This is a genomic window from Novosphingobium sp. (genome assembly GCF_039595395.1).
GTDB lineage: Bacteria > Pseudomonadota > Alphaproteobacteria > Sphingomonadales > Sphingomonadaceae > Novosphingobium.
On the sequence record NZ_JBCNLP010000001.1, the window covers coordinates 2,786,055 to 2,812,700 of the forward strand.

General features: G+C 65.5%; 28 protein-coding genes and 1 pseudogene. 13 read left to right on the forward strand and 16 right to left on the reverse strand.

Annotated elements, in window-relative coordinates; all coding sequences use genetic code 11:
* Positions 1-113: 113 nt before the first annotated feature.
* Together ABDW49_RS12855 and ABDW49_RS12860 are read left to right on the forward strand one after the other, a co-directional pair.
* Positions 114-1,058: an RcnB family protein gene (locus ABDW49_RS12855; RefSeq protein ID WP_343612385.1), complete on the forward strand. Its 945-nt coding sequence runs from the start codon at positions 114-116 to the stop codon at positions 1,056-1,058.
* 197 nt (positions 1,059-1,255) lie between these two features.
* Complete coding sequence (locus tag ABDW49_RS12860; protein WP_343612386.1) at positions 1,256-1,987, forward strand: 2OG-Fe(II) oxygenase; 732 nt, start codon at positions 1,256-1,258, stop codon at positions 1,985-1,987.
* 6 nt (positions 1,988-1,993) lie between these two features.
* On the opposite strand, the gene ABDW49_RS12865 is transcribed toward ABDW49_RS12860, so the two are convergent.
* The 4 genes from ABDW49_RS12865 to ABDW49_RS12880 form a co-directional block, all read right to left on the reverse strand.
* Positions 1,994-2,350: a VOC family protein gene (locus ABDW49_RS12865; RefSeq protein WP_343612387.1), complete on the reverse strand. Its 357-nt coding sequence runs from the start codon at positions 2,348-2,350 to the stop codon at positions 1,994-1,996.
* A gap of 303 nt (positions 2,351-2,653) precedes the next feature.
* Positions 2,654-3,184, reverse strand: a complete 531-nt coding sequence (locus ABDW49_RS12870; protein ID WP_343612388.1) for a DUF1003 domain-containing protein — start codon at positions 3,182-3,184, stop codon at positions 2,654-2,656.
* A gap of 21 nt (positions 3,185-3,205) precedes the next feature.
* Positions 3,206-4,819 (reverse strand): lysine--tRNA ligase, encoded by a 1,614-nt coding sequence (locus ABDW49_RS12875; RefSeq protein WP_343612389.1) that lies wholly within the window; start codon positions 4,817-4,819, stop codon positions 3,206-3,208.
* Positions 4,812-4,988, reverse strand: a complete 177-nt coding sequence (locus ABDW49_RS12880; RefSeq protein WP_343612390.1) for a hypothetical protein — start codon at positions 4,986-4,988, stop codon at positions 4,812-4,814. The genes ABDW49_RS12875 and ABDW49_RS12880 overlap by 8 nt, the downstream gene beginning before the upstream one ends.
* Here ABDW49_RS12880 and ABDW49_RS12885 point away from each other — a divergent pair.
* The 3 genes from ABDW49_RS12885 (at position 4,987) to ABDW49_RS12895 (ending at position 8,520) form a co-directional block, all read left to right on the forward strand.
* A complete protein-coding gene (locus ABDW49_RS12885) occupies positions 4,987-5,133 on the forward strand; it encodes a hypothetical protein (RefSeq protein WP_343612392.1) in 147 nt (48 codons plus the stop codon). The genes ABDW49_RS12880 and ABDW49_RS12885 overlap by 2 nt on opposite strands.
* A gap of 78 nt (positions 5,134-5,211) precedes the next feature.
* Positions 5,212-7,953 (forward strand): ATP-dependent DNA helicase, encoded by a 2,742-nt coding sequence (locus ABDW49_RS12890; RefSeq protein WP_343612393.1) that lies wholly within the window; start codon positions 5,212-5,214, stop codon positions 7,951-7,953.
* Between the two features lie 9 nt (positions 7,954-7,962).
* Positions 7,963-8,520, forward strand: coding sequence for a histidine phosphatase family protein (locus ABDW49_RS12895; RefSeq protein WP_343612394.1), 558 nt, complete (start codon positions 7,963-7,965; stop codon positions 8,518-8,520).
* Positions 8,521-8,799: 279 nt separating this feature from the next.
* Here the strand turns inward: ABDW49_RS12895 and ABDW49_RS12900 are convergent, their stop codons facing one another.
* The 5 genes from ABDW49_RS12900 to rpmF all read right to left on the reverse strand — a co-directional run bounded on the left by ABDW49_RS12900 (position 8,800) and on the right by rpmF (position 12,134).
* Positions 8,800-9,210 carry a MerR family transcriptional regulator gene (locus ABDW49_RS12900; RefSeq protein ID WP_343614278.1) on the reverse strand — a complete coding sequence of 137 codons (411 nt, stop codon included), beginning with the start codon at positions 9,208-9,210 and terminating at the stop codon, positions 8,800-8,802.
* A 191-nt stretch (positions 9,211-9,401) separates the two neighbouring features.
* Positions 9,402-9,698, reverse strand: a complete 297-nt coding sequence (locus tag ABDW49_RS12905) for an integration host factor subunit alpha (RefSeq protein ID WP_068080145.1) — start codon at positions 9,696-9,698, stop codon at positions 9,402-9,404.
* Between the two features lie 184 nt (positions 9,699-9,882).
* Positions 9,883-10,854, reverse strand: coding sequence for a beta-ketoacyl-ACP synthase III (locus ABDW49_RS12910; RefSeq protein WP_343612397.1), 972 nt, complete (start codon positions 10,852-10,854; stop codon positions 9,883-9,885).
* Positions 10,851-11,918 carry a phosphate acyltransferase PlsX gene (gene plsX, locus ABDW49_RS12915; RefSeq protein WP_343612398.1) on the reverse strand — a complete coding sequence of 356 codons (1,068 nt, stop codon included), beginning with the start codon at positions 11,916-11,918 and terminating at the stop codon, positions 10,851-10,853. The genes ABDW49_RS12910 and plsX overlap by 4 nt, the downstream gene beginning before the upstream one ends.
* A gap of 36 nt (positions 11,919-11,954) precedes the next feature.
* A complete protein-coding gene (gene rpmF / locus ABDW49_RS12920; RefSeq protein ID WP_068080150.1) occupies positions 11,955-12,134 on the reverse strand; it encodes a 50S ribosomal protein L32 in 180 nt (59 codons plus the stop codon).
* A gap of 182 nt (positions 12,135-12,316) precedes the next feature.
* On the opposite strand from rpmF, the gene ABDW49_RS12925 reads away from it, so the two are divergent.
* Entirely contained in the window at positions 12,317-12,742 is a 426-nt protein-coding gene (locus tag ABDW49_RS12925; protein WP_241126859.1) for an MAPEG family protein, read from the forward strand.
* A gap of 40 nt (positions 12,743-12,782) precedes the next feature.
* On the opposite strand, the gene ABDW49_RS12930 is transcribed toward ABDW49_RS12925, so the two are convergent.
* Positions 12,783-13,454: an MBL fold metallo-hydrolase gene (locus ABDW49_RS12930; RefSeq protein WP_343612401.1), complete on the reverse strand. Its 672-nt coding sequence runs from the start codon at positions 13,452-13,454 to the stop codon at positions 12,783-12,785.
* Positions 13,455-13,555: 101 nt separating this feature from the next.
* Here ABDW49_RS12930 and ABDW49_RS12935 point away from each other — a divergent pair, with 101 nt between their 5' ends.
* Positions 13,556-14,062 carry a thioredoxin family protein gene (locus ABDW49_RS12935; RefSeq protein WP_343612402.1) on the forward strand — a complete coding sequence of 169 codons (507 nt, stop codon included), beginning with the start codon at positions 13,556-13,558 and terminating at the stop codon, positions 14,060-14,062.
* A gap of 18 nt (positions 14,063-14,080) precedes the next feature.
* Here the strand turns inward: ABDW49_RS12935 and ABDW49_RS12940 are convergent, their stop codons facing one another.
* Positions 14,081-14,731: a S24 family peptidase gene (locus ABDW49_RS12940; RefSeq protein WP_343612404.1), complete on the reverse strand. Its 651-nt coding sequence runs from the start codon at positions 14,729-14,731 to the stop codon at positions 14,081-14,083.
* Between the two features lie 113 nt (positions 14,732-14,844).
* Between ABDW49_RS12940 and ABDW49_RS12945 the strand changes: the two genes are divergently transcribed.
* On the forward strand, positions 14,845-15,042 hold the full coding sequence (locus ABDW49_RS12945; RefSeq protein WP_343612406.1) for a hypothetical protein: 198 nt from the start codon (positions 14,845-14,847) through the stop codon (positions 15,040-15,042).
* The gene (locus ABDW49_RS12950) at positions 15,032-15,454 is read left to right on the forward strand and encodes a hypothetical protein (RefSeq protein ID WP_343612407.1); all 423 of its coding nucleotides are present in this window, start codon (positions 15,032-15,034) and stop codon (positions 15,452-15,454) included. Before ABDW49_RS12945 ends, ABDW49_RS12950 begins: the two co-directional genes overlap by 11 nt.
* A gap of 11 nt (positions 15,455-15,465) precedes the next feature.
* Here the strand turns inward: ABDW49_RS12950 and ABDW49_RS12955 are convergent, their stop codons facing one another.
* The 4 genes from ABDW49_RS12955 to fsa form a co-directional block, all read right to left on the reverse strand.
* The gene (locus ABDW49_RS12955) at positions 15,466-15,942 is read right to left on the reverse strand and encodes a DUF3828 domain-containing protein (RefSeq protein ID WP_343612409.1); all 477 of its coding nucleotides are present in this window, start codon (positions 15,940-15,942) and stop codon (positions 15,466-15,468) included.
* A 97-nt stretch (positions 15,943-16,039) separates the two neighbouring features.
* Positions 16,040-17,518, reverse strand: coding sequence for a cysteine--tRNA ligase (gene cysS / locus ABDW49_RS12960; protein ID WP_343612412.1), 1,479 nt, complete (start codon positions 17,516-17,518; stop codon positions 16,040-16,042).
* 33 nt (positions 17,519-17,551) lie between these two features.
* Positions 17,552-19,366 (reverse strand): cobaltochelatase subunit CobT, encoded by a 1,815-nt coding sequence (gene cobT / locus ABDW49_RS12965; RefSeq protein ID WP_343614280.1) that lies wholly within the window; start codon positions 19,364-19,366, stop codon positions 17,552-17,554.
* A 24-nt stretch (positions 19,367-19,390) separates the two neighbouring features.
* Complete coding sequence (fsa, locus tag ABDW49_RS12970) at positions 19,391-20,041, reverse strand: fructose-6-phosphate aldolase (protein WP_343612414.1); 651 nt, start codon at positions 20,039-20,041, stop codon at positions 19,391-19,393.
* 144 nt (positions 20,042-20,185) lie between these two features.
* Here fsa and ABDW49_RS12975 point away from each other — a divergent pair, with 144 nt between their 5' ends.
* On the forward strand, positions 20,186-22,366 hold the full coding sequence (locus ABDW49_RS12975; protein WP_343612416.1) for a primosomal protein N': 2,181 nt from the start codon (positions 20,186-20,188) through the stop codon (positions 22,364-22,366).
* On the opposite strand, the gene ABDW49_RS12980 is transcribed toward ABDW49_RS12975, so the two are convergent.
* Complete coding sequence (locus tag ABDW49_RS12980; protein ID WP_343612417.1) at positions 22,351-23,250, reverse strand: type II CAAX endopeptidase family protein; 900 nt, start codon at positions 23,248-23,250, stop codon at positions 22,351-22,353. The genes ABDW49_RS12975 and ABDW49_RS12980 overlap by 16 nt on opposite strands.
* Before the next feature lie 304 nt (positions 23,251-23,554).
* Here ABDW49_RS12980 and ABDW49_RS12985 point away from each other — a divergent pair, with 304 nt between their 5' ends.
* From ABDW49_RS12985 to ABDW49_RS12995, 3 genes and pseudogenes are all read left to right on the forward strand, one after another.
* Positions 23,555-24,109: a F0F1 ATP synthase subunit delta gene (locus ABDW49_RS12985; RefSeq protein ID WP_343612419.1), complete on the forward strand. Its 555-nt coding sequence runs from the start codon at positions 23,555-23,557 to the stop codon at positions 24,107-24,109.
* Between the two features lie 70 nt (positions 24,110-24,179).
* Positions 24,180-25,731: pseudogene (atpA, locus tag ABDW49_RS12990) on the forward strand (F0F1 ATP synthase subunit alpha).
* Between the two features lie 24 nt (positions 25,732-25,755).
* Positions 25,756-26,631, forward strand: coding sequence for a F0F1 ATP synthase subunit gamma (locus tag ABDW49_RS12995; RefSeq protein WP_343612421.1), 876 nt, complete (start codon positions 25,756-25,758; stop codon positions 26,629-26,631).
* Positions 26,632-26,646: the final 15 nt, after the last annotated feature.

Below are 26,646 nucleotides of genomic sequence, written 5' to 3' on the forward strand. Positions count from 1 at the left end.
AAGCTGAACGAAAGGCTATGTGAACGGTTCAGCGCCATGTCAGCCAGTTTCTGATACAAAGTAACCATCAAGGCAGCATCCATCACGGATCGCCTGGGGAGCATGAGGTTACCATGGGCAACAACCGGCGCTCGGCGCATCTTGCAACAATCGCGGCGATGGCGAGCATCGCGCTGATCGCGACTCCGGCCATGGCCCAGAAGCGCGACGACAACCCCGACAGCGGTCGCGCACCTCCCCCGGCGCAGCATGGCGCCCCCGGTGGCGGCGCGCCGCATGGCGGTGGCAATCCCGGTGGCCCCGGTGGTGGTGGCCCGCGCGGCGGCTTCAACGGCGGCGGACAGGGTGGCGCGCCCGGCGCTCAGCGCCCGGCCCCGCAGCCCGGCAATCCCGGCGGTGGCAATTTCCAGCGCGGCCCCGGCGGCAATCCCGGTGGAGGCCAGTGGAGCGGCCAACGCCCCGGCTTCAACGGCAATGGCGGCGGCAATTTCCAGCGTGGCCCGGAGAACCGTGGCCCCGACAATCGCGGGCCTGACAACCGTGGGGGCTTCAACCAGCAGGGCCGTCCCGGTTTCGACGGTGGTCGCCCCGGTGGTCCCGACTTCAACAGGCCCGGTCGTCCCGACGGCCCCAGCTACAACGGCCGCCCCGGCGCGCCCGGCTACAATGGCCGGCCCGGTGGTCCGGGCTTCAACCAGCCCGGTCGCCCCGGTGGCCCCGGCTTCAACGGCCCGGGTCGCCCCGGCGGCGGCTGGAACAACGGCTGGCGCAATGACAACCGCTACAACTGGTCGGCCTGGCGCGACATGCACCGCGATGTGTTCCGCATGGGCCGCTATCGCCCGCCCTACAGCGGCTATGCCTATCGCCGCCTCGGCATCGGCTTCACGCTGGACCGGATGTTCTTCGGCTCGACCTATGTGCTGGCCGATCCTTACGCCTATCGCCTGCCCCCGGCCTATGAGCCCTATGAGTGGGTGCGCTACTACAATGACGCCGTGCTGGTGGACACCTACACCGGCCAGGTCGTCGATGTGCTTTACGGCTTCTTCCTCTAAACCGAAGCCCGACAGCAACAATGAACCCCGTCTGAGCGCCGCCATGCGCGCAGGCGGGGTTCTGCCGTTCTGATCACGGCCCGCCTTGAGTCCGCCCCGATCAAACCCCGGTCCGGCGGCAGAGGGCGTTGACCCCCGCGCCAAATTGCGACACTCAAAACGGGACAACCGCAACCATCAGCGAAGCCGGAAGCCCCATGAGCACAGCACCCGTTGCCCCCCAAGCCAATCACAGCACTGGCAACGTCTTTCCCGATATGGGGCCGGTGGTCGACAAATCCGCGCTGGAGAAACTGGGCGGCGCGGTGCGGGCGCGCCTCGCGCTGGACCCTGCCGTGTGGCACGCGCCGGTGGTGCAGGCCGAAATCGTCACCGTCACCGAATTCCTGATGCCCGACGAATGCGCCCAGATCATCGAGCTGATCGACCGCATCGCCGAGCCCTCCTCCACCTATCACGCCGATCACGATGCCTCGATCCGCAGCAGCTATTCGGGCAATGTCGACCGCTTCGATCCCTTTGTGATGATGATCGAGCGGCGGATCGACGATCTGCTCGGCATGCCCTCCGCCTATGGCGAGACGATGCAGGGGCAGCGCTATATGCCCGGCCAGCAGTTCAAGGCGCATTACGATTTCTTCTCGACCAAGGCCGCCTATTGGCCCGGCGAGCGCAGCCGGGGCGGTCAGCGCAGCTGGACGGCGATGATCTACCTCAACGATGTGGAGGAAGGCGGCGAGACAGTGTTCGAGCGCGCCGGGGTCACCGCCACGCCGCGCCAGGGCATGCTGCTGGCCTGGAACAATGCCAACATCGACGGCACGCCCAATCACTACACGCTGCACGCCGCTTTGCCGGTGGTGCGTGGGTGCAAATATGTGATCACCAAGTGGTATCGCACCCGCAACTGGGCCGGGCTGCCGGGCTGAAGGGGTTTAGTGCTGGGGCGGCTCCCAGAGTTCGACCATATTGCCCTCCGGGTCGGTGATATGGGCGAATTTGCCGGTCTGGGGTGTGTCCCAGTCGGCATGGGTGGTCACCTCGATCCCCTCACTGCGCAGGGTGGCGATCATCTCGGCCAAAGCGGTAACGCGGAAGTTGATCATCCACTGCTTGCCCGCGGGGAAGTAATCCGTGTCCTGCTTGAAGGGCATGAACAGCGCCGGGCCCGCTGTCTGAGTCCAATGGAAAGGGTCTTCGCCGCCGATGCCCAGATGCCGGCGATACCACGCCTGAAGCGCCGCCGGATCCTTGGCCCGGAAAAACACGCCACCTATGCCTGCCACCGCCATGGATGCCCTCCTGTTTTTGGGAAGGTAACGCGGGTTGAGGAAGGTAGGAAGGAGAAGATGCGAGGGGGTTACCCCCTCGCGCTCCCATAACGTCTTCCGACGAAAGGGCAGTGGTGCCGAAATGGTGTGCCTGGGCTCTCCACCTGCCCAACCTAGAGCGCCGCAGGCAGTGGATCCATGAACAATAGCACGGCTTTCGGATTATTGCCTGCGGCGCAGCGACCTTACTCTTTCGCCGAACCCATGGCGCCCACGCTGACAAAACCCGGGAGCGCGAGGGTGTAACACCCTCGCATTTCCCCTTTACTCCTTAACACCCTTCTTATGCTCCCCCGGATGCATCAGACGCTCAACCTTCCCCGTCAGCCGATCGATCTTGCGATGCAGACGCACGATCTCGATCGTGGTGCGCAGATTGATCTCATAATCGTGGCGGTTGTAGATGCGGTCACGCGCGCTTTGGCGGTTCTGGCTCATCATGATGACGGGGGCCTGCACCGCCGCCAGCATGGAGAGCATCAGGTTGAGGAAGATGTAGGGGTATGGGTCCCACTGCCGCATCCAGCCTGAGACCAGCGGGCTGTTGAGCAGCATCCAGCCCAGCAGCGTGACCATAAACCAGATGATGAAGCCCCAACTGCCGCCAACCTTGGCCACGCGGTCGGCCAGCCGGTCGCCGAAGCCGGCCTTGGCGGCCTGGGTTTCGTCATCCTCAAGGCTGATATCGCGCGAGAGGACATGGCGCAGCACATGCTGCTCGTCCTCATCGAGCTGATCGAAAGGGCGGCCCAGCAGCTTTTCGGCAAGCGCCTCGGGCGTGTTGTTGAGCTTCATGGGCCGCCTCCCCGGTTCAGATCAGGCCTTGGCACCCTCCAGCGCTTGGGCGATCAGCTTGCGCGTGTTCTCGATGCCGTAGAGCGCGATAAACGACCCCATACGTGGCCCGGTCGACGAGCCCAGCAGCGTCTCATACAGCGCCTTGAACCAGTCGCGCAGGCTCTCGAAGCCGTAATGCGGGTCCTTGCCGATTTCGTAGACGATGTTCTGCAGCTCTTCCGCCGTGGCATCGTCGCTGGTGGCGGCCAGTTCCTCGTCCAGCGCGGTCAGCGCGGCGACTTCGCCATTCTCGGGCGCGCGGCGGTTGAGCGTCGGGGCGATAAAATCGCGATTGTAGGCCAGCGCGCAGGTCACCAGCGTATCGAGCGCGGGATGCGCCTCGGGCGTGGCATCCTCGACATAATTGGCGAGGTAGGACCAGACCTGATCGCGCGTGGCATTGGCGCCCAGCACGCCCACCAGATTGAGCAGCAGACCGTAGGTTACGGGCAGCTTGTCGCCCTCGCCGCCAGCGCTGGCGCCGTTGGTGCGCAGCAGGTGCCACACGGGGTTGCCCATCTGCTGTTCGATGGGCTGGGTGGGGATCTTCTCGCGGAACTGCCAGTACTCATCCACCGCGCGGCCGATGATGCCGGGGTGCAGGCTCTTGGCGCTCTTGGGCTCGCGGAACAGGTAGAAGCCCAGCGATTCCTCGCTGCCATAGGTCAGCCACTGCTCGATGGTGAGGCCGTTGCCCTTGGACTTGGAGATCTTCTCGCCATTCTCGTCGAGGAACAGTTCGTAGATCAGCCCTTCCGGCTTGCGGCCACCCAGCACGCTGGCGATCTTGCCGCTCTGCGTCACGCTGTCGGTCAGATCCTTGCCGCACATCTCGTAATCGACGCCCAGCGCCACCCAGCGCATGGCCCAGTCGACCTTCCACTGCAACTTGGCATTGCCCTTGAAGATGCAGAGTTCGACGCTCTCGCCCTCATCCTCGAAACGGATCAGGCCGGCCTCGGCATCGACCACCTCGATGGGCACCTGAAGCACGATACCGCTGGTGGGCGACACGGGCAGGATCGGCGAATAGGTCTTGCGACGCTCCTCGCGCAGGGTGGGCAGCATGATGCCCATGATCTTGTCGTAATTGCGCAGCACGCCGCGCAGCGCTTCATCGAATTCGCCCGAATTGTAGCGATCGCTGGCCGAGACGAACTCGTAATCGAAGCCGAACTGGTCGAGGAAAGCGCGCAGCATCGCATTGTTGTGATGCGCAAAGCTCTCATGCGTGCCGAAGGGATCGGGAATGCGCGAGAGGGGCTTGCCCAGATGCTCGGCCAGCATCTCCTTGTTGGGCACATTGTCGGGCACCTTGCGCAGCCCGTCCATATCGTCGGAGAAGGCCACCAGACGGGTGGGCTTGCCGGTCAGCACCTCATAGGCGCGGCGCACCAGAGTCGTGCGCAGCACCTCCTGAAAGGTGCCGATATGCGGCAGACCGCTGGGGCCATAGCCGGTCTCGAACAGCACCGGCATATCCTGACCGTCTTTCGCCTTGCCCTGCGGATAGCGCTTGAGCAGCTTGCGGGCCTCTTCGAAAGGCCATGCCTTGGACGTCTGGGCGGCGGTCTGGAGATCGGTGTCAGTCATAGCTGGCGCTTTTGCCCGCGCGCGCGGATTTCGCAAGCCCCAACTGGGGTGATTGGCGCATTTGCAGCGCTTGTGCCCGTGGCTTGCGGCCCTTGCGGAAGGTTTCATTAACTTCTCGACAAGCGCCGCGCTTCATCCTGCCCTCACCGCCTTTTTCGGAGAGCGCCATGACCCCCGAGTCCGTTCCCGCCGCTGCCAAAACCCCCGTGTCCTTCCGCCTCCCCATGAACCCGTGCGACCGCCTGCGCCTGCATGGCCCCATCCGCTCGATGCCGCGCCCGATCTCCTTGCTGGAACGCATCCTTTTCGGCTGAAACGCAGGTTTTCCCACCGCACCGACCACGCAAACCCCTTGCAGCGCCCATATCCCCGCGCCTATGCGCTGGAACACTATGGAAACACGCGCCCTTCCCGCCCTGCATGCCAGCCACTCCGGCTGCTGGTTGCGTGAGCGTGAAGCGACAAGACTGGTCGGCAAGGGCGAGGCCATTGTCACGGCCGCCGACACGCCACTGCTGATGCTCAACGCGCCGCTGGTGGCGACGCGGCTGGGCTATCCCGATCTGTCGGGGCTGGACCTGCTGGAGCTGTTCGCTTTCGTTCACCCGGCGCGCTTTATGGTGCCCACGGCCAAGGGCCTTGCCCATGCGCTGGGCCTGACCGAACCCGAGAGCGACGAGGCCGTCCCCGCCCTGCTGCAACAGGCGGCGGCGATCCTGCTCGAACGCTGCGAAAGCCCCGACTGGGCCGAGCGCGAAGGCGCCTGGACCGGCCTGCAAGCCATGATCCGCCTGCGCTGGCCATGGGCCACGCTGCTGTCGGCGCGCATCGCCAATCCGGGCCGGGCCGAGCGCTGGCTCTTCTCCCGCCTGCCCGAATGGGAGGAGGCCGCCCCCCGCCCCCAGCCCGCGCAGATCAACTTGCCACCAGAGGCCATCGCCCTGCGCCTCGCCGAAATCACCGGTGCGCTGAGCGAAACCGGCGCCGAACCGCGCATCGCCCAGCGCGATTACGCTCAGTCCGTGGGCCATATCTTCGCCCCCCGCCCTTCGCGTGACGCGCCGCATATGCTGCTGGCCGAGGCGGGCACCGGCACCGGCAAGACGCTGGGTTATCTCACCCCGGCCTCGCTGTGGGCACAGGCCTCGGGCGGCACGGTCTGGGTCAGCACCTACACCAAGGCGCTGCAACGGCAGTTGCGGCGCGAGGCCGCCCGTATCTGGGGCCCCAACCCCGGCCCGGCCCGCGTGGTGGTGCGCAAGGGACGCGAGAACTACCTCTGCCTGCTCAACCTTGAGGACGCGCTGCAAGGCGGCTTTCAGGCCCGCGCGGGAATCATGGCGCAACTGGTCGCCCGCTGGGCCGCATACTCTGCCGATGGCGACATGATCGGCGGCGACCTGCCCGGCTGGCTGCCCACATTGTTCCGCAACCGCGGCGTGGCGGCGCTGACCGACCGGCGCGGCGAATGCGTCTATGCCGGCTGCCCCCACTACCGCAAATGCTTCATCGAGCGCGCCGCCCGCGCCAGCGCCGAGGCCGAACTGGTCATCGCCAACCACGCGCTGGTGATGGTCAACGCCGCGCGCGGCCGCGATGTCGCCCAGCGCCCCACCCGCATCGTCTTCGACGAAGGCCACCATATCTTCGAGGCCGCCGACAGCACCTTCGCCGCCGAACTCACCGGCAGCGAGGCCATCGAACTGCGCCGCTGGGTCATCGGCCCGGAAAAGGGCTCGAAAGGCCGCCGCAGGGGCCTGTCCGCGCGGCTTGCCGATGTCGCCTCCTATGACGAGGCAGGCGCCCTGGCGATCACGCAAGCCCGCGCCGCCGCAGAAGCGCTCAACGGCGATGGCTGGCTGGCCCGCGTGGTGGAAGGCGAGCCCTCCGGCCCGCTTGAGGAACTCTTCGCCGCCGTGCGCGCCACCGTCTATGCCCGCGACGAAAGCGGCGGGCAGGAAGGCGGCTATGGTCTGGAAACCGAGGCCGCAAGGCTCGACGGCCCCTTTATCGAGGCCGCGCAAAACGCCGGGCAGGCTTTGGGCGAATTGCGCCGCCCACTGGTCAAGCTGGGCCTGCGGCTGGAAGCCATCCTCGCCGATCCGCCCGACTGGCTCGATGGCCAAGGCCGCGCCCGGATCGAGGGCGCGCGCCAATCCTTGGGCTGGCGCGTCGATCTGATCGGCGCGTGGGAGGCCCTGCTGGCCCGCGTCGGCGGGCAAGCCATGGATGGCCCCGATTTCGTCGACTGGCTGGCGCTGGAACGCTCCGACGGGCGCGAGTTCGATATGGGGCTGCACCGCCACTGGCTCGACCCCACGCGCCCCTTCGCCTCCACCGTGCTGAACGGCGCCCACGGCGTGATGCTGACCAGCGCCACATTGCGCGACCGCTCCGACGCGGGCGACGATTGGGACACCGCTCTGGCCCGCTCCGGCGCGGCGCATCTCGACAGCCCGACCAAGACCGCCGCCTTCGACAGCCCCTTCGACTATGCCAATCAGGCCGAGGTGCTGATCGTCAACGATGTGCCGCGCGGCGATATTCCGGCCCTCGCCGCCGCCTATGGCCGCCTGATCGAGGCCAGCGGCGGCGGCGTGTTGGGCCTGTTCACCGCGATCCGCCGCCTGCGCGCCGTCCATGGCCGCATCGCCGACCGGCTGGCGCGCGGCGGCCTGCCACTCTACGCCCAGCATGTCGATCCCATCGACACCGGCACGCTGGTCGACATCTTCCGTGACGATCCCAAGGCCAGCCTGCTGGGCACCGATGCCCTGCGCGACGGGGTCGACGTGCCCGGCCATTCGCTGCGCCTCGTGGTGATGGAGCAGGTGCCATGGCCCAAGCCCACCATCCTGCACCGCGCCCGCCGGGCCGCTCACCCCGCCGGCGGACAGGCCCATGACGACCGCATCATCCGCGCCCGCCTCGCTCAGGCCTTCGGGCGCCTGATCCGCACCCAAGGCGACAAGGGGCATTTCGTGGTGCTGTCCTCGGCCTTCCCGAGCCGCCTGCTCAGCGCCTTTCCGCCCGGCACGCCCGTTCATCGCCTATCGCTCGATGAGGCTTTACAACGGGTGGCGGCGGGTGTTTCTGCTTGGGCCGAGGCCGCACCCGCCTCAACGGATGACTGAAAAGCACGCATGAAAACTCTGGGCATCTTCCGCCACGCCAAATCCGACTGGGACGATCCGCGCGCCCGCGATTTCGACCGCCCCCTGAATGCGCGCGGGCTGCGCTGGGCGCCCCGCATGGGCCAGCATATCAGCGGCTGGTGCCAGGAACAGGGTTTCAATTGGGACCGGGTGATGTCCTCTCCCGCCGTCCGCGCGGCGCAGACCATTGAACTGGCCGCCGAGGGCGCGGGCATGCCGCAAGGCGCGGCTCTGGCGATCAACTGGGACCGGCGGCTCTATCTCGCCAGCTCGGTCACGCTGATCGACGTGCTGCGCGAGCTGGACGAGAGCCTCAACACGGTGCTGATGGTCGGCCACAATCCGGGGCTGGAGGATCTGATCTTCGACCTCGTGCCGGACAATGGCACAAGCTCGCTGCGCGACGAGGTCGAGATGAAATTCCCCACCGCCAGCTTTGCCGTGCTGGAACTGGATGTGGAGCGCTGGGCGCAAGTCGAGGACGGTTGTGCGCGGTTTACGCATCTGATGCGACCGCGAGATCTTGCTGCGGGTGAAGCGTTGTAAGGGGTTTTAAGGGAAGAGAAGATGCGAGGGGGTTACCCCCTCGCGCTCCCATGACGTCTTCCGACGCGCGGGCAATGGTGCCGAAATGGTGCGCTTGAGCTCTCCACCTGCGCCGGCCAAAGCGCCGCAGGCAATCAAGCCATGAGAACGATAGCGCTGTCTAAGGGATTATTGCCTGCGGCGCCGCGACCATGCTCTTTGGCCGAACCCGATGCGCAACGCAGACATTAATGGGAGCGCGAGGGTGTAACACCCTCGCATTGTCCCTTTCTTCCCTGCTCACTCTTCCCCGAGCAACCGGGCCAGATCCCCCCGCAAACCGATCAGCGCATCGAGCAGATCATCCTGAGGCATGGCCAGCGCCAATTGCCCCTGAAGCGGGGGAGCGATAACCGGCATCGCCACCGGCGCCGGAACACTCGGCTCACGCCGGACCTGCACGGAGCGCTCTTCCAGATACTGCCGCGCACCGCGTAAAGTGTAGCCCTGAGCATGCACCAGCCGGTTGATATCGACCAGCAGCGCCACATCCTCGGGCCGATAATAGCGCCGCCCGCCGCTGCGCTTGACCGGGCGGAGCATGGGGAACTGGTCTTCCCAGTAGCGCAGCACATGGGCCGCGATCGACAGGGCGCGGGTGACCTCGCCGATGGTGCGCAGCGCATCGGGCGCCTTGCCATCGTCGAACAGCGTTTGAAGATCTTGAGGCTGACCCGCAGCGCCCCGGCGCGCGGATCGAGCGATAGCCGGAGCGCCCCCCGGCACTCCGGCTATCTTCGTCGGCTGATGATCCTGAGCGGCGCTGTCCCCCAAGGTGTCCCTCGTGGTCATGCCGTCAGGCTCTGCCGAGCCGAACATCGGTCATCGCTTATCACCGGCCCTTATTCACCGGAGACGCGATCTTTCAGCATCTGGCTGGCGCGGAACGTCAGCACCCGGCGCGGGGTGATCGGCACCTCGACACCGGTTTTCGGGTTGCGCCCGATCCGTTCGGTCTTGTCCCTCAAGAGGAACGTCCCGAAGCCAGAGATCTTGACGTTCTCGCCTTCGGCCAGAGCGTCGCTCATGTGATCGAGAATGGCTTCCACCATGCCAAGCGACTCAGCACGGGAATAACCCAGCTTGCGATTGATGGCTTCGGCCAGATCTGCACGTGTCAGTGTGTTCATGGAGCGCATCTGCTCCCCCCCATAGCCCTAAGAATGGCGACCCTCCCGACTCAAATGGATATCAAATCCACACGGGATTACAATGCCATCCTGCTTAACAGGAGGTTCCCACGCGCCGATTTGTTCCAGAATGGCGCTCAAAACCGGAAATTGCCGTCGAGCACCCATGCTGAAGGGAGGAAATGCAGGAAGATCAGATGCGAATCAGGCTGGCGCCCCAGGTAAAGCCGCCGCCCATGGCCTCGATCATCACCAGGTCGCCCGGCTTGATCCGCCCGTCGCGCATCGCCACGTCCAGCGCCAGGGGAACAGACGCGGCGGACGTGTTGGCATGGCGATCGACAGTGACCACCACCTTCTCCGCCGGCATGTTCAGCTTGCGGGCGGTGGCGTCAAGAATGCGGGCATTGGCCTGATGCGGCACCAGCCAGTCGATGTCATCGGCGGTGAAGCCGGCATCGCCCAGCACCTCGCCCAGCACGCTGGCAAGGTTGTTGACGGCATGACGGAAGACCTCGCGGCCTTTCATGCGCAGCTTGCCAATCTCGCCGGTGGTGCTGGCGCCGCCATCGACATAGAGGAGCTGGTTATGCGCGCCATCGGCATGCAGGCGGGTGGCCAGAATGCCCGGAGCATCGGCAGCGTCGCTCTCGCGCGCTTCGAGCACGATGGCACCGGCGCCGTCGCCGAAGAGCACGCAGGTCGCGCGATCTTCCCAGTCGAGGATGCGGCTGAAGGTTTCCGAACCGATCACCAGCGCGCGCTTGGCCATGCCGGTGCGCAGCATCGAATCAGCCACGCCCACCGCATAAACAAAGCCCGAGCAGACCGCCGCCACGTCGAAGGCGATGCCTCCACGCGCGCCAATGGCTTCCTGGACGATGGTGGCGGTGGCCGGAAAGGTCTGGTCCGGCGTGGCGGTGGCCAGCACGATCAGATCGATGTCGGCCCCGGTCAGGCCGACGGCCTCCAGCGCATTGCGCGCGGCATCGGTGGCCAGCGTGGCAGTGGTTTCGCCCTCGTCCGCGATATGGCGGGTGCGGATGCCCGTGCGCTCGACGATCCACTCGTCGCTGGTGTCAACCTTCTCCGCCAGTTCGGCATTGGTGACGATACGCACCGGCAGCGAGCTGCCGGTGCCGGTGAGCACGGATCGAAGGGTCACTGAGAAGCACCTGCCACGGACTTTGGGGTGTTGCGAATCTTGTCGGCCCCAAGCCGATCAAGGTCGGCGGAAATATGCTCGGTCAGCTTTTCCTCCAACAGCCGCTGGGTCACGCCCACGGCATTGGCCACGCCCAGCGCATTCGCACTGCCGTGACTTTTCACCACGATGCCGTTCAAGCCCAGGAAGACGGCGCCATTGTGATTGTTGGGGTCAAGATGATGCTTGAGCAGCTCGGTCGCGGGGCGCGAGATCAGGAAGCCGATCTTGGAGCGCAGCGAGGAGGCAAAGGAACGACGCAGCAGATCGCCCACGAAGCGCGCGGTGCCCTCGACAGCCTTCAGGGCGATGTTGCCCGAGAAGCCATCGGTCACCACCACATCGACCTCGCCGCGGCAGAGCTTGTCCGCCTCGGTAAAGCCGTCGAAGGCGATGGACAGATCGGCGGCGGCGGCCTTGAGCTGGGCTGCGGCATCGCGCAGTTCCTCGGTGCCCTTGTTGTCCTCGGTCCCGATGTTCAGGATGCGGACGCGCGGCTCGGCCCGACCGGTCACGATGCGCGAATAGGCCGCGCCCATCAGGGCGAACTGCACCAGATTGCGGGCATCGCATTCGGTGTTGGCGCCAAGGTCGAGCATGACCAGATCGCTGCTGTCCAGCGTGGGCAGCAAAGCAGCCAGCGCGGGCCGGTCGATGCCGGGCATGGTGCGCAGGGCCAGCTTGGAAATCGCCATCAGCGCGCCGGTGTTGCCCGCCGAAAGGGCGGCGCCGGCAAGGCCGTCACGCACGGCGTGAATGGCCAGCCCCATCGAGGTGGTGCGCGCACGGCGCAGAGCCTGACTGGGCTTTTCCTCTCCGCTGATCACGTCCTGCGCATGCAGGATCTCGACGGCGGAACGCAGATCGGGATGATGATCGAGAGCGCTGCTGATCTGGGCCTCGTCACCCACCAAAAGGAAACGCGCACGATCGTGGCGCTGGCGAGCCAAAGCCACGCCAGCGACCATCGTGCGCACACCCTCATCACCGCCCATCGCGTCAACGGCGATACGCGGCAAAGTCATGGGTGCATACCTCCTGCTGTCAGCGCGCGATTGCGCTTACAGGCCAACCGCGACGATCTCGCGACCATTGTAATGGCCGCAAGCGTTGCACAGGTTGTGCGGGCGCTTCAGCTCGCCGCAGTTCGAGCACTCGTGGAACGCCTCGACCGACAGCGCGTCATGGCTGCGACGCATGCCCCGGCGAGAAGGGGAGGTTTTTCTTTTGGGGACAGCCATGGAGGCACCTGTTCCTGAAAATTCGTTACCGACAGTAAAAGCCGCCTCAATGCATCTCAGCACCGGCGGAGCGAAGGCGCGCCTATAGCGAATTTAGCGTGTGTTGCAAGCATCTCTGGTCTAATCGGCGCAACGACCTGAAAGATATCTGTCATCAACCGCCCGAGGGGGAAGCGACAAACATGCCCGTAAGCCTGACAATCCCGATGATCCTGCCCACCACGCTGGCTTTGGCAGCGGCAGCGGCGCTGATCAACTTCTGGCTGAGCCTGCGCATCGGCCAGTTGCGCGGCAAGCTGAAAGTGGATGTGGGCGATGGCGGACATGATTCGATTTTCCGCCGCATGCGCGCTCACGCCAATTTTTCCGAGAACACGCCGCTGCTGCTGATTCTGGTCGCCGGCATCGAGCTGAGCGGCAAGGGAAGCTGGTGGCTGCCGGTGGTGGGCGCCGTCTTCATGCTGGGCCGCGTGACGCATGCCTGGGGCATGGACGGGCGCTTCAAGGCCGGGCGCGTCTTCGGCGCGGTCTCGGCCATCCTGATCCAGCTCGGGCTGGGCGGTTTTGCGCTGTTCGTGGCGATGCATCAGATGATGCACCCGGCCTGACGGGACTTCAGGGGGCGGTTCGCGCCGCCCCCCTTGCCTGTTAACCGTAGCGGCTGCCCACGAAGGGGTTGGTCAGCATCTCATGGCCGAAGCTGCTCATCGGGCCATGGCCGGGGATAAAATTCACATCCTTGCCCAGCGGCCACAATTTTTCGGTGATCGAATCGAGCAACTGCTGATGGTTGCCCTTGGGAAAATCGGTCCGCCCGATCGAGCCCTGAAAGATCACATCCCCCACGATCGCCAGCCGTGACGGTTCGTGAAAGAACACCACATGGCCGGGCGTATGGCCGGGGCAGTGAATCACATCCAGGGTCAGCTCGCCCACGGTGACGGTGTCGCCATCCTGCAGCCAGCGGGTCGGCTCGAAGCTCTTGCCTTCCAGCCCCATGCGGGTGTTGGGATCGTCGAGACCCTCGATCCAGAAGCGGTCGCCCTCATGCGGCCCTTCCAGCGGCAGGCCCAGCTCCTCGGCCAGCACGCCGGCCAGACCGCAATGGTCCATATGCCCATGGGTGACGAGCAGCTTTTCCAGCGTGACACCCGCCCTGACGACGCCCGCCTTCAACTTGTCGAGATCGCCGCCCGGATCGACCAGCGCGCCGCGCATCGTTTTGGTGCACCAGATCAGCGAGCAATTCTGCTGGAAGGCGGTGACAGGAATGATCGCCGCGCGAAGGGGCGGTTCGGGCTTGGTAGGATTGGTGGCCATAAGATCGGGGAATAGCCGCGAAAGTGATAGGCGCAAAGGGCATTGCACATCCCCGGACACGGCCTATAAAAACTCAACTCTTTTGGTTGGGATTTTACCGAATGCGCCTTGCTCTTGCTGCCATTGCCCTTGCCTGCACCGCCGCCCCCGCTCTGGCCGCCCCGGCGCCGCATGTCGCCATCGGCAGCTTCGACCAGCTTAAACAGCCGCTGCCCCTGCCCTATGACGAGAACGCCGATGCCAAGGCCGATGTCGCCAAGGCCACGGCCAAGGCGAAAAAGGAGCACAAGCTGCTGCTGCTCGATTTCGGCGGCAACTGGTGCCCGGACTGCCGCGTGCTGGCCGGCACCATCGAGCTGCCCGAGGTGAAGGCCTTCGTGGAGAAGCACTATGTCGAGGTGACCATCGATGTGGGCCGCTACACCAAGAATCTCGACATCTGGGCCAGTTATGGCCAACCGCCACGCCCCAAGGGCGTGCCCGCCGCACTGATCATCGATCCCAAGACCCGCAAGGTGCTGAACCCCGGCCATGAAACGGCCCTGTCCGACGCGCGCCATATGAGCCCGCAGGCGCTGGCCGACTGGCTGGCAAGCTGGACGAAGTAAACGCCGGGGCGGGCGGGCTTAAACCCGCCCGCTTTTCCACACCACGCGCCCCACGATCGCCACCTCGTCGAGCGGCAGCTCATAGGGGGCATAGAGCCGGTTCTCGCTGATGATACGCAGATGCCCCGGCCGCTCGAAACTCAGCTTCTTGACCAGCAGCGTGTCGCCCAGCCGCAGCACATGCACCCCGTCGCGCCAGCCGTTCGGGCGCTGATCGACAAGAATTTCATCGCCATCATGCAGCAGCGGCTCCATCGAATCACCCGAGACGGCGATGGTCGAGAGCCAGGCCGGATCGAGCCCCTGCCCGCGCAACCACTGGCGCCTGTAACGCATATGCCCAAAGGCCTGCTCCCGCCCGGCCAGAGCCCCCGGCCCGGCGGAAGCATCGAGCGCAAGGCGCGGCACATCGATCCAGACCGAGGCTTCACGCTTGCCGCCGGAAGCAGAGGATTTATCCTCCATGCCGCCCAGCTCCTTCTCGGAAATGCCGAAGAAGCGGGCCAGTGTCCTGCGGTCGCCTTCCTCCAGCTTGCGCGGGCTGCCCTTGCGGACAAACTGCTGGAGATAGGTCGGATTTCGGCCAATCAGCGCGGACAGGGCGGCAAGGCTGGTGCCGCGCTCTGCGGCCAGTGTGACCAGACGGCTGCGAGGATCGGCATCATGCATGGCGCCAATCTACCATAGGAAATATCCTAGACAAGTAGGACTTCGAATGGAACATTTAGCGAACATTATTGATTCGGGCTCCACCACAGGCGCCCATACGAAAGGGGGCTTTGATGTTGCTCAGACGGATCGAAACGTTCCTGCGCCACAGCGGCATGCCGTGGACCAAATTCGGCAGGCTGGTGGCGCATGACCCGCGCCTGGTCGCCGACATGCGCAATGGCCGGGTGCCGCGCGAGCCCATGGCCCGCCGCATCGAGGCCTTTCTCGACAGCCAGGCCGTGAAGAAGGAGGCCGATCATGCGCTTTGATTTCCGCCATGGGCGCGATCTGATCCGCCTGTTTTCCGGCCCGGCGCGCAAACCGGTGCTGGCGGGCGATTCGGGCGGCGGCGCCTCGGGCAAAAGGCGCCGCGATCCGGCGCTGCGGCTGCTCGATGCGGTGACGCGTCTGGCGGGCCCCGAGGCCGAACTGCTGTCCCATGCCGAGCGCCCCTGGGCCAGCGCGACCTTTTCGGGCACGCGCCACACCATCACGCTGACCTTTGCCGGTCAGGAAGGGGTTGCGGCGGGTGAAGGCTTTATCGCCCTGCTGCCCGATCACGACTTCACCCTGCCCGGCCAGCTGGTGGCCGACGCCGGGATCAGCGAGGTGACGCATGTCACCCAGCCTCAGCCGCTGATGGTGGTGGAGGCGGACCTGCTGCTGCTCAGCGAGGTCTGAGGCTTGCCCCCCTAGCGCCGCGCCTTCCTGCTCATGGCGCGGCCAAGGGCCGAACGCAGGCTGCTGCCCGCAGCGGCATCGCCGATATCCTCGACCGCCCAGCGGCTGCCCTCCTTCACCAGAGAGAGCCGCACATTGCTGTGATCGCCCTTGGTCTGCCAGACGCGCAGCAGCATCACCGCCCGCCCCGGCCCGGTGAACAGGCGGCTGATCGTGTCGACATGGAATGCATCGGCATCCCAGTCCTGACAATCGCAGAGCATATCCGTTTCGGAGACATCATCGCTGCCGCGCCCGCGCACCTGCTCCCAGTCGCGGATAAGCTGCTGGGTCTGGGATGTGTAGATCGGCGCGCTCCAGTAAGGGCGCTGCGTGCCGTTGCGATAGGGCGCATAGATCTGGCTCACCACGGCATCGAGCGCGCCTCCCTCGGCGAAACCGGGCGACCCGGCGGCAAGCAGCAGACTGGCGAAGACGGCGGTGGACATAGGAACACTCCCGGCAGGAACCGGGAGTGTTCTTAAAGCATCGTGCGAAAAAGTGGGAACCGGTTTTTCGCGAAAAACGATGCGACAACAGCGTGCTTTACGCCTCCAGCTTCCAGTCCCAGCCGAGCGGGTCGCCATCCATGGCCTCCACACCACGCGCGGCAAGGGTCTCGCGCAGGGCGTCGGACTGGGCGAAATCCTTGTCGGCGCGGGCCTGACGGCGGGCGGCCAGCACGTCGTCGATCTCGGCTTCGGTGATGGTCGCGGCCTTGGGTTTCAGGCGCAATTCGGCGCGGGTCAGAGCCATCAGATTCAGGCCCAGCACCGCGTCCATCTGCGCGATCACCGCCAGCTTCTGGCCCAGATCGACCTTTTTCAGCGCCACGACCTGCTCAAGCTGAGTCAGCGCGATCGGCGTGTTCAGATCATCGCTGACCGCCGCCGCGAAAGCTTCGCGCAAGGGGGCGAACTTCGGCCCCGGCTCGGCGCCCTCGATCACGGAGCCGCCCTCATCGTTCAGGCGGGCGCGCAATTGCTCAACAGCCATCACCAGACGCTTCAGGCGCGTGAGAGCGGCACCAAGGCCTTCCCAGCTGAACTCCAGCTCGCTGCGATACTGCGCCTGCAGGCACATCAGGCGATAGGCCAGCGGGTGATAGCCCTTGTCGATCAGCAGTTGCAGGCGGAGGAACTCGCCCGAGGACTTGCTCATCTTGCCGCTGCGCTCGACGAGGAAATTGTTGTGCATCCACAGCTTGGCGCCTGAATTGCCGGGTACGTCGAGCCCGCCGCTGCAGCAGAAAGCCTGATTCTGCGCGATCTCGTTGGGGTGGTGGATTTCGCGGTGGTCGATGCCGCCGGTATGGATGTCGAAGGGGAAGCCCAGCAACTGCCCGCTCATCACCGAGCATTCCAGATGCCAGCCCGGCGCGCCGCGACCCCAGGGCGAATCCCACTCCATCTGGCGCGTCTCGCCGGCGGGGGTCTTGCGCCAGATGGCGAAATCGGCGGCGTTGCGCTTGCCCTCGACGGCCTCGATGCGGCCCTCGCCCTCTTCGGTATGGGCGCGAGCGAGGCGGCCATAGTCCGCCACGCTGGCGACATCGAAATAGAGGCCGCTTTCCAGTTCATAGCAGTGCTTGTGGGCGATCTTTTCCGCGAACTCGATCATCGCGGGCACATATTTCGTCGCCACCGACCATTCCATCGGCTGGCGGATGTTGAGCGCCTTGATGTCGGCCCAATAGGCCTGCGTGTAATGCTCGGCGATGGCCCAGATGCTTTTGGCCTCTTTCGCGGCCATCTTTTCCATCTTGTCCTCGCCCGCATCGGCATCGTCGGTAAGGTGCCCCACATCGGTGATGTTGATCACATGCGAGAGCTTGTACCCCTTGAAGCTGAGCACTCTTCCAAGCACATCGGCAAACACATAGGCGCGCATATTGCCGATATGCGGATAGTTGTAGACCGTCGGCCCGCAGGTATAGACGCGCGCCTCGCCGGGGTGGACGGGCTCGAAGGTTTCGAGCTGGCGGGTCAGGCTGTTGAACAGCTTCAGGGGCGTGGCGTCAGTCATAGCCCTGCCGGTTGGCAAGGCGCGGCGAAAACGTCAACCGTCTTCGAAGAGCCCCGCCAACTGCTCGATCATCGTGCCGCCCAACTGCTCGACATCCATGATGGTGACAGCGCGGCGGTAATAGCGCGTCACATCATGGCCGATGCCGATCGCCACCAGTTGCACCGGCGACTGCTTCTCGATCCACTCGATCACCTTGCGCAGATGGGTTTCCAGATAGCCCGCCGCATTGACGCTGAGCGTGCTGTCATCCACCGGCGCGCCGTCGCTGATCACCATCAGGATGCGGCGGTCCTCCTGCCGGGCCAGCATGCGGTTATGCGCCCAGATCAGCGCCTCACCGTCGATGTTTTCCTTGAGCAGGCCTTCGCGCATCATCAGGCCGAGATTCTTGCGCGCCCGGCGCCAGGGCTCATCAGCCTTTTTGTAAACAATGTGCCGCAAGTCATTGAGACGACCGGGATGAGCGGGCTTGCCACCGGCCAGCCACTGCTCCCGGCTCTTGCCGCCCTTCCAGGCGCTGGTGGTGAAGCCCAGCACCTCGGTCTTGACGCCGCAACGCTCCAAAGTACGCGCCAGCACATCCGCCGAAATCGCCGCGATGGAAATCGGCCGCCCGCGCATCGATCCGGAATTGTCGATCAGCAGCGTGACAACCGTATCCTTGAACTCGACGTCCCGCTCGATCTTGTAGCTGAGCGACTGCCCCGGCGCGACCACCACACGGGCCAGACGCGCGGCATCCAGCATGCCCTCATCCTGATCGAAGTCCCAACTGCGGTTCTGCTGCGCCATCAGGCGGCGCTGCAAGCGGTTGGCCAGCTTGGTCACCACGCCCTGCAACCCCTTCAACTGCGCGTCGAGATAGGCGCGCAGGCGGGTCAGCTCCTCATCGTCGCACAGATCCTGCGCGGCCACGACCTCGTCGAACTGGGTGATGAAGCTCTTGTAGTCGAAGTTTTCGGGCGTTTCCGTCCACGGACGGTTAGGCCGCGTGGGCAGCATGCCATCCTCGGCATCCTCGCTGCCATCGGAATCGTCGGCATCGTCGGACATTTCGCCATCGGCGTCGTCCTGCCCCTCATCGTCGCCGCGCGTGGGTTCGGAGGCAGCCTCCATCGGCTGAGGCATCTCCTGCGAATCCTCGCCGGGCTGATCGTCCTCATCGGGCTCGTCGCCGGACTCGGGGTTTTCCTCGTCCTCGCCATTGGGTTCCAGCTCGGCGCGGGTCAGCTCCAGATGGCCCAGCATGTCGAGCGCCAGATGCTGGAAGGCCTTCTGGTCCTCCAGCTTCTCGGCCAGCGCCTCGAAATCCTTGCCCGCCTTCTTCTCGATCCAGTTGCGCACCATGGAAACGCCGCGCTCGGCAGCTTCGGGCACAGGTTCGCCGGTCAGATGCTCACGCAGGATCAGCGACAGAGCGGTCGGCAACGGCACCTGATCGGGCCGCTCGACGCGGGTGATCGGATCGCCCGCGATACGCTGCTGCAGGGCCACGCCCAGATTGTGCCGCACGCCATCATATTCATTGGCGCCCAGCGCTTCGTAACGCACCTGCTCGATGGCGTCGAAACAGGCGCGCGCGGTCGCCTCGGCCGGCTGGGCGCGGTTATGCAGCGCGGCATTGTGATGTTTGATGCGCAGCGCATAGCCATCGGCCACGCCGCGCGCCTGCATCGCGGCCTCCAGCGGGAGGCCGCGACCAGGCATGGGCACGCGCATCGTCGTGCCCGAGATGGCGGGCACATCGGCGGACCAGTTCACCTCGACCTCGGCCACGTCCGACATCGCGCGCGCGGTGCCGGTGAGTGCCTGCTTGAACCGATCGAGGGGTGTTTCCTCCGCCAATGTGCTCACCTTACTTCAAGAAAATCAGATCTTCTGGCCGGTCTTGGCCCAGTCGGCCAAAAAGCCTTCCAGACCCTTGTCTGTCAACACATGCTTGACCAGACCCTTGATGACGGCGGGCGGCGCGGTCATCACATCGGCGCCGATGCGGGCGCATTCCAGAACATGGACGCCATGGCGGATCGAGGCGGCCAGGATCTCGGTCTGATAGTCATAGTTGTCATAGATCAGGCGCATGTCGCGGATCAGATCGAGACCGTCGAAGCCATTGTCGTCATGGCGACCGATGAAGGGCGAGACGAAGGTCGCGCCGGCCTTGGCGGCCAGCAGAGCCTGATTGGCCGAGAAGCACAACGTCACATTGACCATCGTGCCGTCGCCGGTCAGCTTCTTGCAGGTCTTGAGGCCGTCGAAGGTCAGCGGCACCTTGATGCAGACGTTGTCGGCGATCTTGCGCAGCACTTCGGCCTCACGCATCATGCTCTCGTGGTCGAGGCTGACCACCTCGGCGGAAACAGGGCCATCGACCAGGCCGCAGATTTCCTTGGTGACTTCGATGAAGTCACGGCCCGACTTGGCGATCAACGAGGGGTTGGTGGTCACGCCATCGAGCAGGCCGGTGGCGGCCAGTTCGGCGATGTCCTTGGTTTCGGCGGTGTCGACGAAGAATTTCATGGCTGGCACTCCTGCGCTGGCGTGTTCGGGCGATTCCGCCCCGTGATCATGGTGGCCTATAGGCAGGCTTGGCGCGGAACCCAACCCTTCCTTTTTATACCTCTGCCCCTTCCCCCGCCAGCGCCAAGACCATAGATGGGCCCCATGACCCGCATCCGCCTGCTTGTGATGAACGCCGCCTTGCCAGTGCTGGATTACCGCGCGCCCCACGGCATGACGGTGGAGCCGGGCAGCGTGGTGGTCGCCCCGCTGGGCCCGCGCCAAATCCTGGGCGTGGTGTGGGAGCCCGAACGCCTGCCCGCCGAAGAGGTGGGCGACAACCGCCTGCGCCCGATCCTCAATGTGCTGCCGGTGCCGCCCCTGCCCGCGCCTTTAAGGCGGCTGATCGAATGGACGGCGGATTACTATTGCGCCTCCTTGGCCTCGGTGGCGCGGATGGCTTTGTCCTCCTCGGCGGCCTTGCAGGGCGGGCGCACCATGACCGAATACCGGCTGGTCGAGGGCGCCGAGCCGGGCCGTCTGACCACCCAGCGCAAGCAGGCGCTGGAACGGCTGCCGGGCGCTCAGGGCACTCTCCGCGAGTTGGCCGAGATCGCGGGCGTTTCGGAAGCGGTGCTACGCGGCCTCACCAACAACGGGCTGATGGAGGCGGTGCAGGTCGATCTTGACCGGCCCTATCCTCCCGCCGATCCCGAGCATGATGTGCCCACCCTGTCGGACGGCCAGCAGGAGGCCGCCGACCGCTTTATCGATGCGACGCGCAAGGGCCGCCAGAAGGAGGGCTTCACCCCGTTCCTGCTCGATGGCGTGACCGGCTCGGGCAAGACCGAGACCTATTTCGAGGCCGTCGCCGAAGCACTCCGCCTTGGCCGCCAGACCTTGGTGCTGCTGCCCGAAATCGCGCTGACCGAAAACTTCCTGCGCCGGTTCGAGGCACGTTTCGGGGTGGCGCCGATCCTCTGGCACTCCAGCCTGAAATCGGGCGAGCGGCGGCGGGCCTGGCGCGCGGTGGCCAATGGCAGCGCTCAGGTGGTGGTGGGCGCGCGCTCGGCGCTGTTTCTGCCCTATGCCGCGCTGGGGCTGATCATTGTCGACGAAGCCCATGAGATCAGCTTCAAACAGGACGATGGCGTGCGCTACAACGCCCGCGATGTGGCGGTGATCCGCGCCCGTTTCGAGCAGATCCCGGTGGTGCTGGCCAGCGCCACCCCCGCGCTCGAATCGATGCAACTGGCCGAGGCGGGGGTGTACCAGAAGGTCGATCTGCCCTCGCGCTTCGGGGGCGCCAGCCTGCCCGACATCCAGATCGTCGACCTCACCCAGCATCCGCCCGAGCGCAACCACTGGATCGCCCCGCCGCTGGTCGAAAAGCTGCAGGACCGGCTGGACAAGGGCGAACAGTCGCTGCTGTTCCTCAACCGGCGCGGCTATGCGCCGCTGACCTTGTGCCGCCATTGCGGCTATCGCTTCCAGTGCTCCGATTGCAGCGCATGGCTGGTCGAGCATCGCCTCTCACGCCGCCTCGCCTGCCATCATTGCGGGCATGAGGCGCCCATGCCCACCGCCTGCCCCGAATGCGGCGAGGGCGACTGCCTGGTCGCCTGCGGCCCCGGCGTGGAGCGCATCGCCGATGAAGTCGCACAGATCCTGCCCGAGGCGCGGGTGGCGGTGGTCACCTCCGACACGCTCAACAGCCCGGAAAAGATCGGCGAGTTCGTGGCGGCGGCGGAAAACAAGATGATCGATGTGATCGTCGGCACGCAATTGGTGACCAAGGGCTATCACTTCCCCGATCTGACGCTGGTCGGCGTGATCGACGCCGATCTGGGCCTCGAAGGCGGCGACCTGCGCGCGGGCGAGCGCACCTATCAGCAGATCGCGCAGGTCGCGGGCCGCGCGGGCCGCGCGCAAAAACCCGGCGAGGTGCTGATCCAGACCCGCTCGCCCAGCGCGCCGGTGATCGCCGCCATCGCCTCGGGCGACCGCGACGCCTTCTACGCCGCCGAAGCCGAAGGCCGCCGCTCCGCCTATGCCCCGCCCTTCGGACGCTGGGCCGCGATCATCGTCTCCTCCGAAGACGAGGCCGAGGCGCGCGATGCCGCCCGCGCCATCGGCGGCACGCGGCCCAACCTGCCCAATGTCGCGGTGCTGGGCCCGGCCCCTGCCCCCATGGCGCAGTTGCGCGGGCGCTATCGCTATCGGCTGCTGATCAATGCCAAACGCTCGGCGCAGGTGCAGACGGTGATCCGGCAATGGCTGGGCGGGCTGAAATTTCCGCCCGGCGTGCGGGTGGGCGTGGATATCGACCCCTATTCCTTCGTCTGACGACGCTTCAGGGTCCATGGCGCGGGCACAATGCCCCCGGCACGGATCACGCGGCGCATCAGCATCACGCCCGCCAGGGTTGCCACCACCATCGCCACGGCGCTGGCCTCCAGCCCGAAGGCACCGCCCGTCAGCCATTCGGGTCCATGGCGGGCGGTGAGCAGCAGGCCCTCCGGCGCCTTGCCGCCCGAGACCGGCACGCTGAAAATCCACCCTTGCGTGAAATTCCAGCCGCTGTGGATGCCCATCGCCAGCCACAGCCGCCGCGTCAGCAGATAGGCCGCGCCCAGCAGCAATCCGGCCTCCAGCGCGATGGCGAGGGCCGCAAACCACGTCGCCCCCTCATTGCCCAGATGCGCGAGGCCAAAAAAGGCCGAGGTCAGCGCCAGACCACCCCATGTGCCCACCATCTTCTCAAGCTGGCGCAGGATCACGCCGCGAAAGAGCAATTCCTCGCCCACGCCCGAGATCGCGGCCATAGCCACCATCGCGGCCAGATCGCCGACGCCGCCCACGCCTGTTACGGTGAGGCCGCCCAGCAGCGCCACCATGCCGGTCATCGCGCTGAACAGCAGCATGCCGAAGGCCAGCCCCGCCGCCCATTCCCGCCCTGCCCCGGCCCATGGCAACTCGGTATCCGCCGAGCGCTCTACCCAGCGCTTGTAGAGCTTCCACGCCAGGATCAGCCACAAGGCGACCAGGATCTGCACCGGGGCATGGATATGGTGGTCCGCGTCGCGCCCCAGCAGCTTTTCGGACAGGACCATCGAGACCACCTCGGCCAGCGCCAGCCAGATGAAGCCGATCACCAGCAGGCTGCCGGGGTGAAGCAGGATCCGCCGCCAGCGCGGCTGCGGAAGGGAGACAACATCGAAACTGGTCATGGGGGTCTTTCAGGAAGGGCCCTTCTTCTCCCTCACCGGCCCCGGCCTGTCGAGCTTATCTGCGTTACAAATGATTCGGTTCTGCCCGGCAGCGGCCGCATACCAATGCAGCCGCGTCAAATGGCGTATTGCCTGCATGACCAACGTGATTTCACATTTTTGACACGCGATGCCCCGTGGCGACCTCCCGGCGGCTTGCATAGCGCGATAATGCCCGCTATGCGCCCGACCATCTGAACGGGGGTCGGGCATCGGGGTCCGGTCTCTATGCGTTCAGAGTCCGGATTAAAGGGGACCGACGCGCGTGGAGAATTCCGCCGGCATCACCGCCAGCCTGCAAGGCCGCTACGCCTCGGCATTGTTCGATCTGGCCAATGAAACGGGCGTTGTGTCGCCTGTCGAGGCCGATCTTGAGAAACTGGGTGCGGCCCTTGCCGCGTCCGACGATCTGTCCAACCTGATTCGCAACCCGCTGGTCAGCCGCGACGCCGCCGGCAAGGCGCTGAACAGCGTGGCGGGCGTGCTGGAACTGGGTGAGGTTACCACCAAGTTCCTGGGCGTGCTGGCCGCCAATGGCCGCCTCTCGGCGCTGCCTCAGGTGATCGCCGCATACGGTTCGATCGCCGCCGCCGCGCGCGGCGAGGTCACCGCTCAGGTCACCAGCGCTCACCCGCTGACCGACGATCAGATCGCCGCGCTGTCGGCCAAGCTGGCCGCCCGCGAAGGCAAGACCGTCAAGATCAAGGCCGATGTCGATCCGGAGCTGCTTGGCGGCCTGGTCGTGCGCATCGGCAGCCAGCAGATCGACAGCTCGATCCGCACCCGTCTCAATTCCCTCGCTCAGGCGATGAAGGGCTAATCTCCTTCTTTCGGCTAAGCGACGAAGGGCAGCAGCCCTTCTACAAAAAGACTTCGATGAAAGGCTGAACATGGATATCCGCGCCGCAGAAATCTCGAAGGTCATCAAGGACCAGATCGCCAATTTCGGCACCGAGGCCCAGGTCTCGGAAGTGGGCAGCGTGCTGTCGGTGGGTGACGGCATCGCCCGCATCCACGGTCTGGACAAGGTCCAGGCCGGTGAGATGGTCCAGTTCGCCAATGGCGTGCAGGGCATGGCCCTCAACCTCGAGGCCGACAATGTCGGCGTCGTGATCTTCGGTTCGGACAGCGAGATCCGCGAAGGCGACACCGTGCGCCGCACCGGCACCATCGTGGACGTGCCGGTCGGCAAGGGCCTGCTGGGCCGCGTGGTCGACGCGCTGGGCAACCCGATCGACGGCAAGGGCCCGATCGAACGCCAAGGCCACCGACGCGGTCGAGAAGGTCGCTCCGGGCGTGATCTGGCGCAAGTCGGTAGACCAGCCGGTGCAGACCGGCCTGAAGTCGATCGACGCCATGATCCCGGTCGGCCGTGGCCAGCGCGAGCTGATCATCGGCGACCGCCAGACCGGCAAGACCGCCGTGGCGATCGACGCCATCATCAACCAGAAGGCCGCCAACCAGGGCGACGATGAAGGCAAGAAGCTGTACTGCGTCTACGTCGCCATCGGCCAGAAGCGCTCGACCATCGCCAACATCGTGCGCAAGCTGGAAGAGAACGGCGCGCTGGCCAACACCATCGTGGTGGCCGCCACCGCTTCGGAGTCCGCCGCGCTGCAGTACCTGGCGCCCTACGCCGGCTGCACCATGGGCGAATACTTCCGCGACCGCGGCGAAGACGCCCTGATCGTCTACGACGACCTGTCCAAGCAGGCCGTGGCCTATCGCCAGATCTCGCTGCTGCTGCGCCGTCCGCCGGGCCGCGAAGCCTACCCGGGCGACGTGTTCTATCTCCACAGCCGTCTGCTGGAGCGCGCTTCCGCGTCGCGAAGGCTCGGAACGACGAGGTTTGACCAGGGCAAGACCGGTTCGCTGACCGCGCTGCCGATCATCGAAACCCAGGCCGGCGACGTTTCCGCCTTCGTTCCGACCAACGTGATCTCGATCACCGACGGCCAGATCTTCCTGGAAACCGACCTGTTCAACTCGGGCATCCGTCCGGCCATCAACGCCGGTATCTCGGTGTCGCGCGTCGGTGGCGCGGCCCAGACCAAGATCATCAAGAAGCTGTCGGGCGGGATCCGGCTCGACCTGGCCCAGTACCGTGAACTGGCTGCCTTCGCGCAGTTCGCCTCGGACCTGGACGCCGCGACCCGCAAGCAGCTGGACCGCGGCGCCCGCGTGACGGAACTGCTCAAGCAGGCCCAGTTCTCGCCCCTCGGCTTCGAGGAGCAGACCGCGGTGATCTTCGCCGGCACCAACGGCTACCTCGACAACATCCCTGTCAAGCAGGTGACCGAGTATGAGGCCGAGATGCTCAGCTTCCTGCATCAGAACCATGCCGATGTCCTCAAGCTGATCCGCGACACCAAGGATCTGGGCGATGAGGCCAAGAGCAAGCTGAAGGCCGCGCTCGACACCTTCGCCAAGCAGTTCGCCTGAACCTTACCGGGAGGGTAATTGGCGATGGCCAGTCTTAAAGAACTCAAGCTTCGTATCAACTCGGTCAAGTCGACCCAGAAGATCACCAAGGCGAAGCAAATGGTCGCGGCGGCAAAACTGCGCAAGGCGCAGGCCGCTGCCGAGGCCGCGCGCCCCTATGCCCAGCGTCTGGCGCAGGTGATGGGCTCGCTCGCGAGCCGCATCACCGTCAGCGAGAACAGCCCCAGGCTGCTCGCGGGCACCGGCAAGTCGCAGGTGCATCTGCTGGTCGTGGCCAATTCGGATCGCGGCCTGTGCGGCGCCTTCAACTCGAACATCCTGAAGGCCGCCCGCGCCAAGGCGCAGGCCCTTCAGGCCGAGGGCAAGACCGTGCTGTTCTACCTCATCGGCCGCAAGGGCCGTGCGGTGGTGCGCCGGGAATTCCCCAAGGCGGTTGAGGCCGAATTCGACACCACCTCGGTGCGCGAACCCGGCTTTGCCGAAGCCGAGGCGATCGCCAACGAACTCGTCGCTCTGTATGAGGCAGGCAAGTTCGACGTGGCGCATCTGTTCTATTCCAAGTTCCGCAGCGCCCTGCTGCAGGAGCCGACGACGCAGCAGATCATCCCCGTGCCCGCCCCCAAGGTGGCCGCGGAGACCAGCGGCGCCGTGGTGGAATATGAGCCCGATGAGGAAGAAATCCTCGCCGCGCTGCTGCCGCGCTACCTGCGCACCCAGCTTTTCGGCGCCCTGCTGGAGAACGCTGCCAGCGAACAGGGTGCCTCGATGACCGCCATGGACAATGCCACACGCAATGCCGGCGATCTCATCAACAAGCTGACCGTTCAGTACAACCGCAGCCGTCAGGCCGCGATCACCACTGAGCTTATCGAAATCATCGCGGGCGCCGAAGCGCTCTGATCGACGACCAAAAGG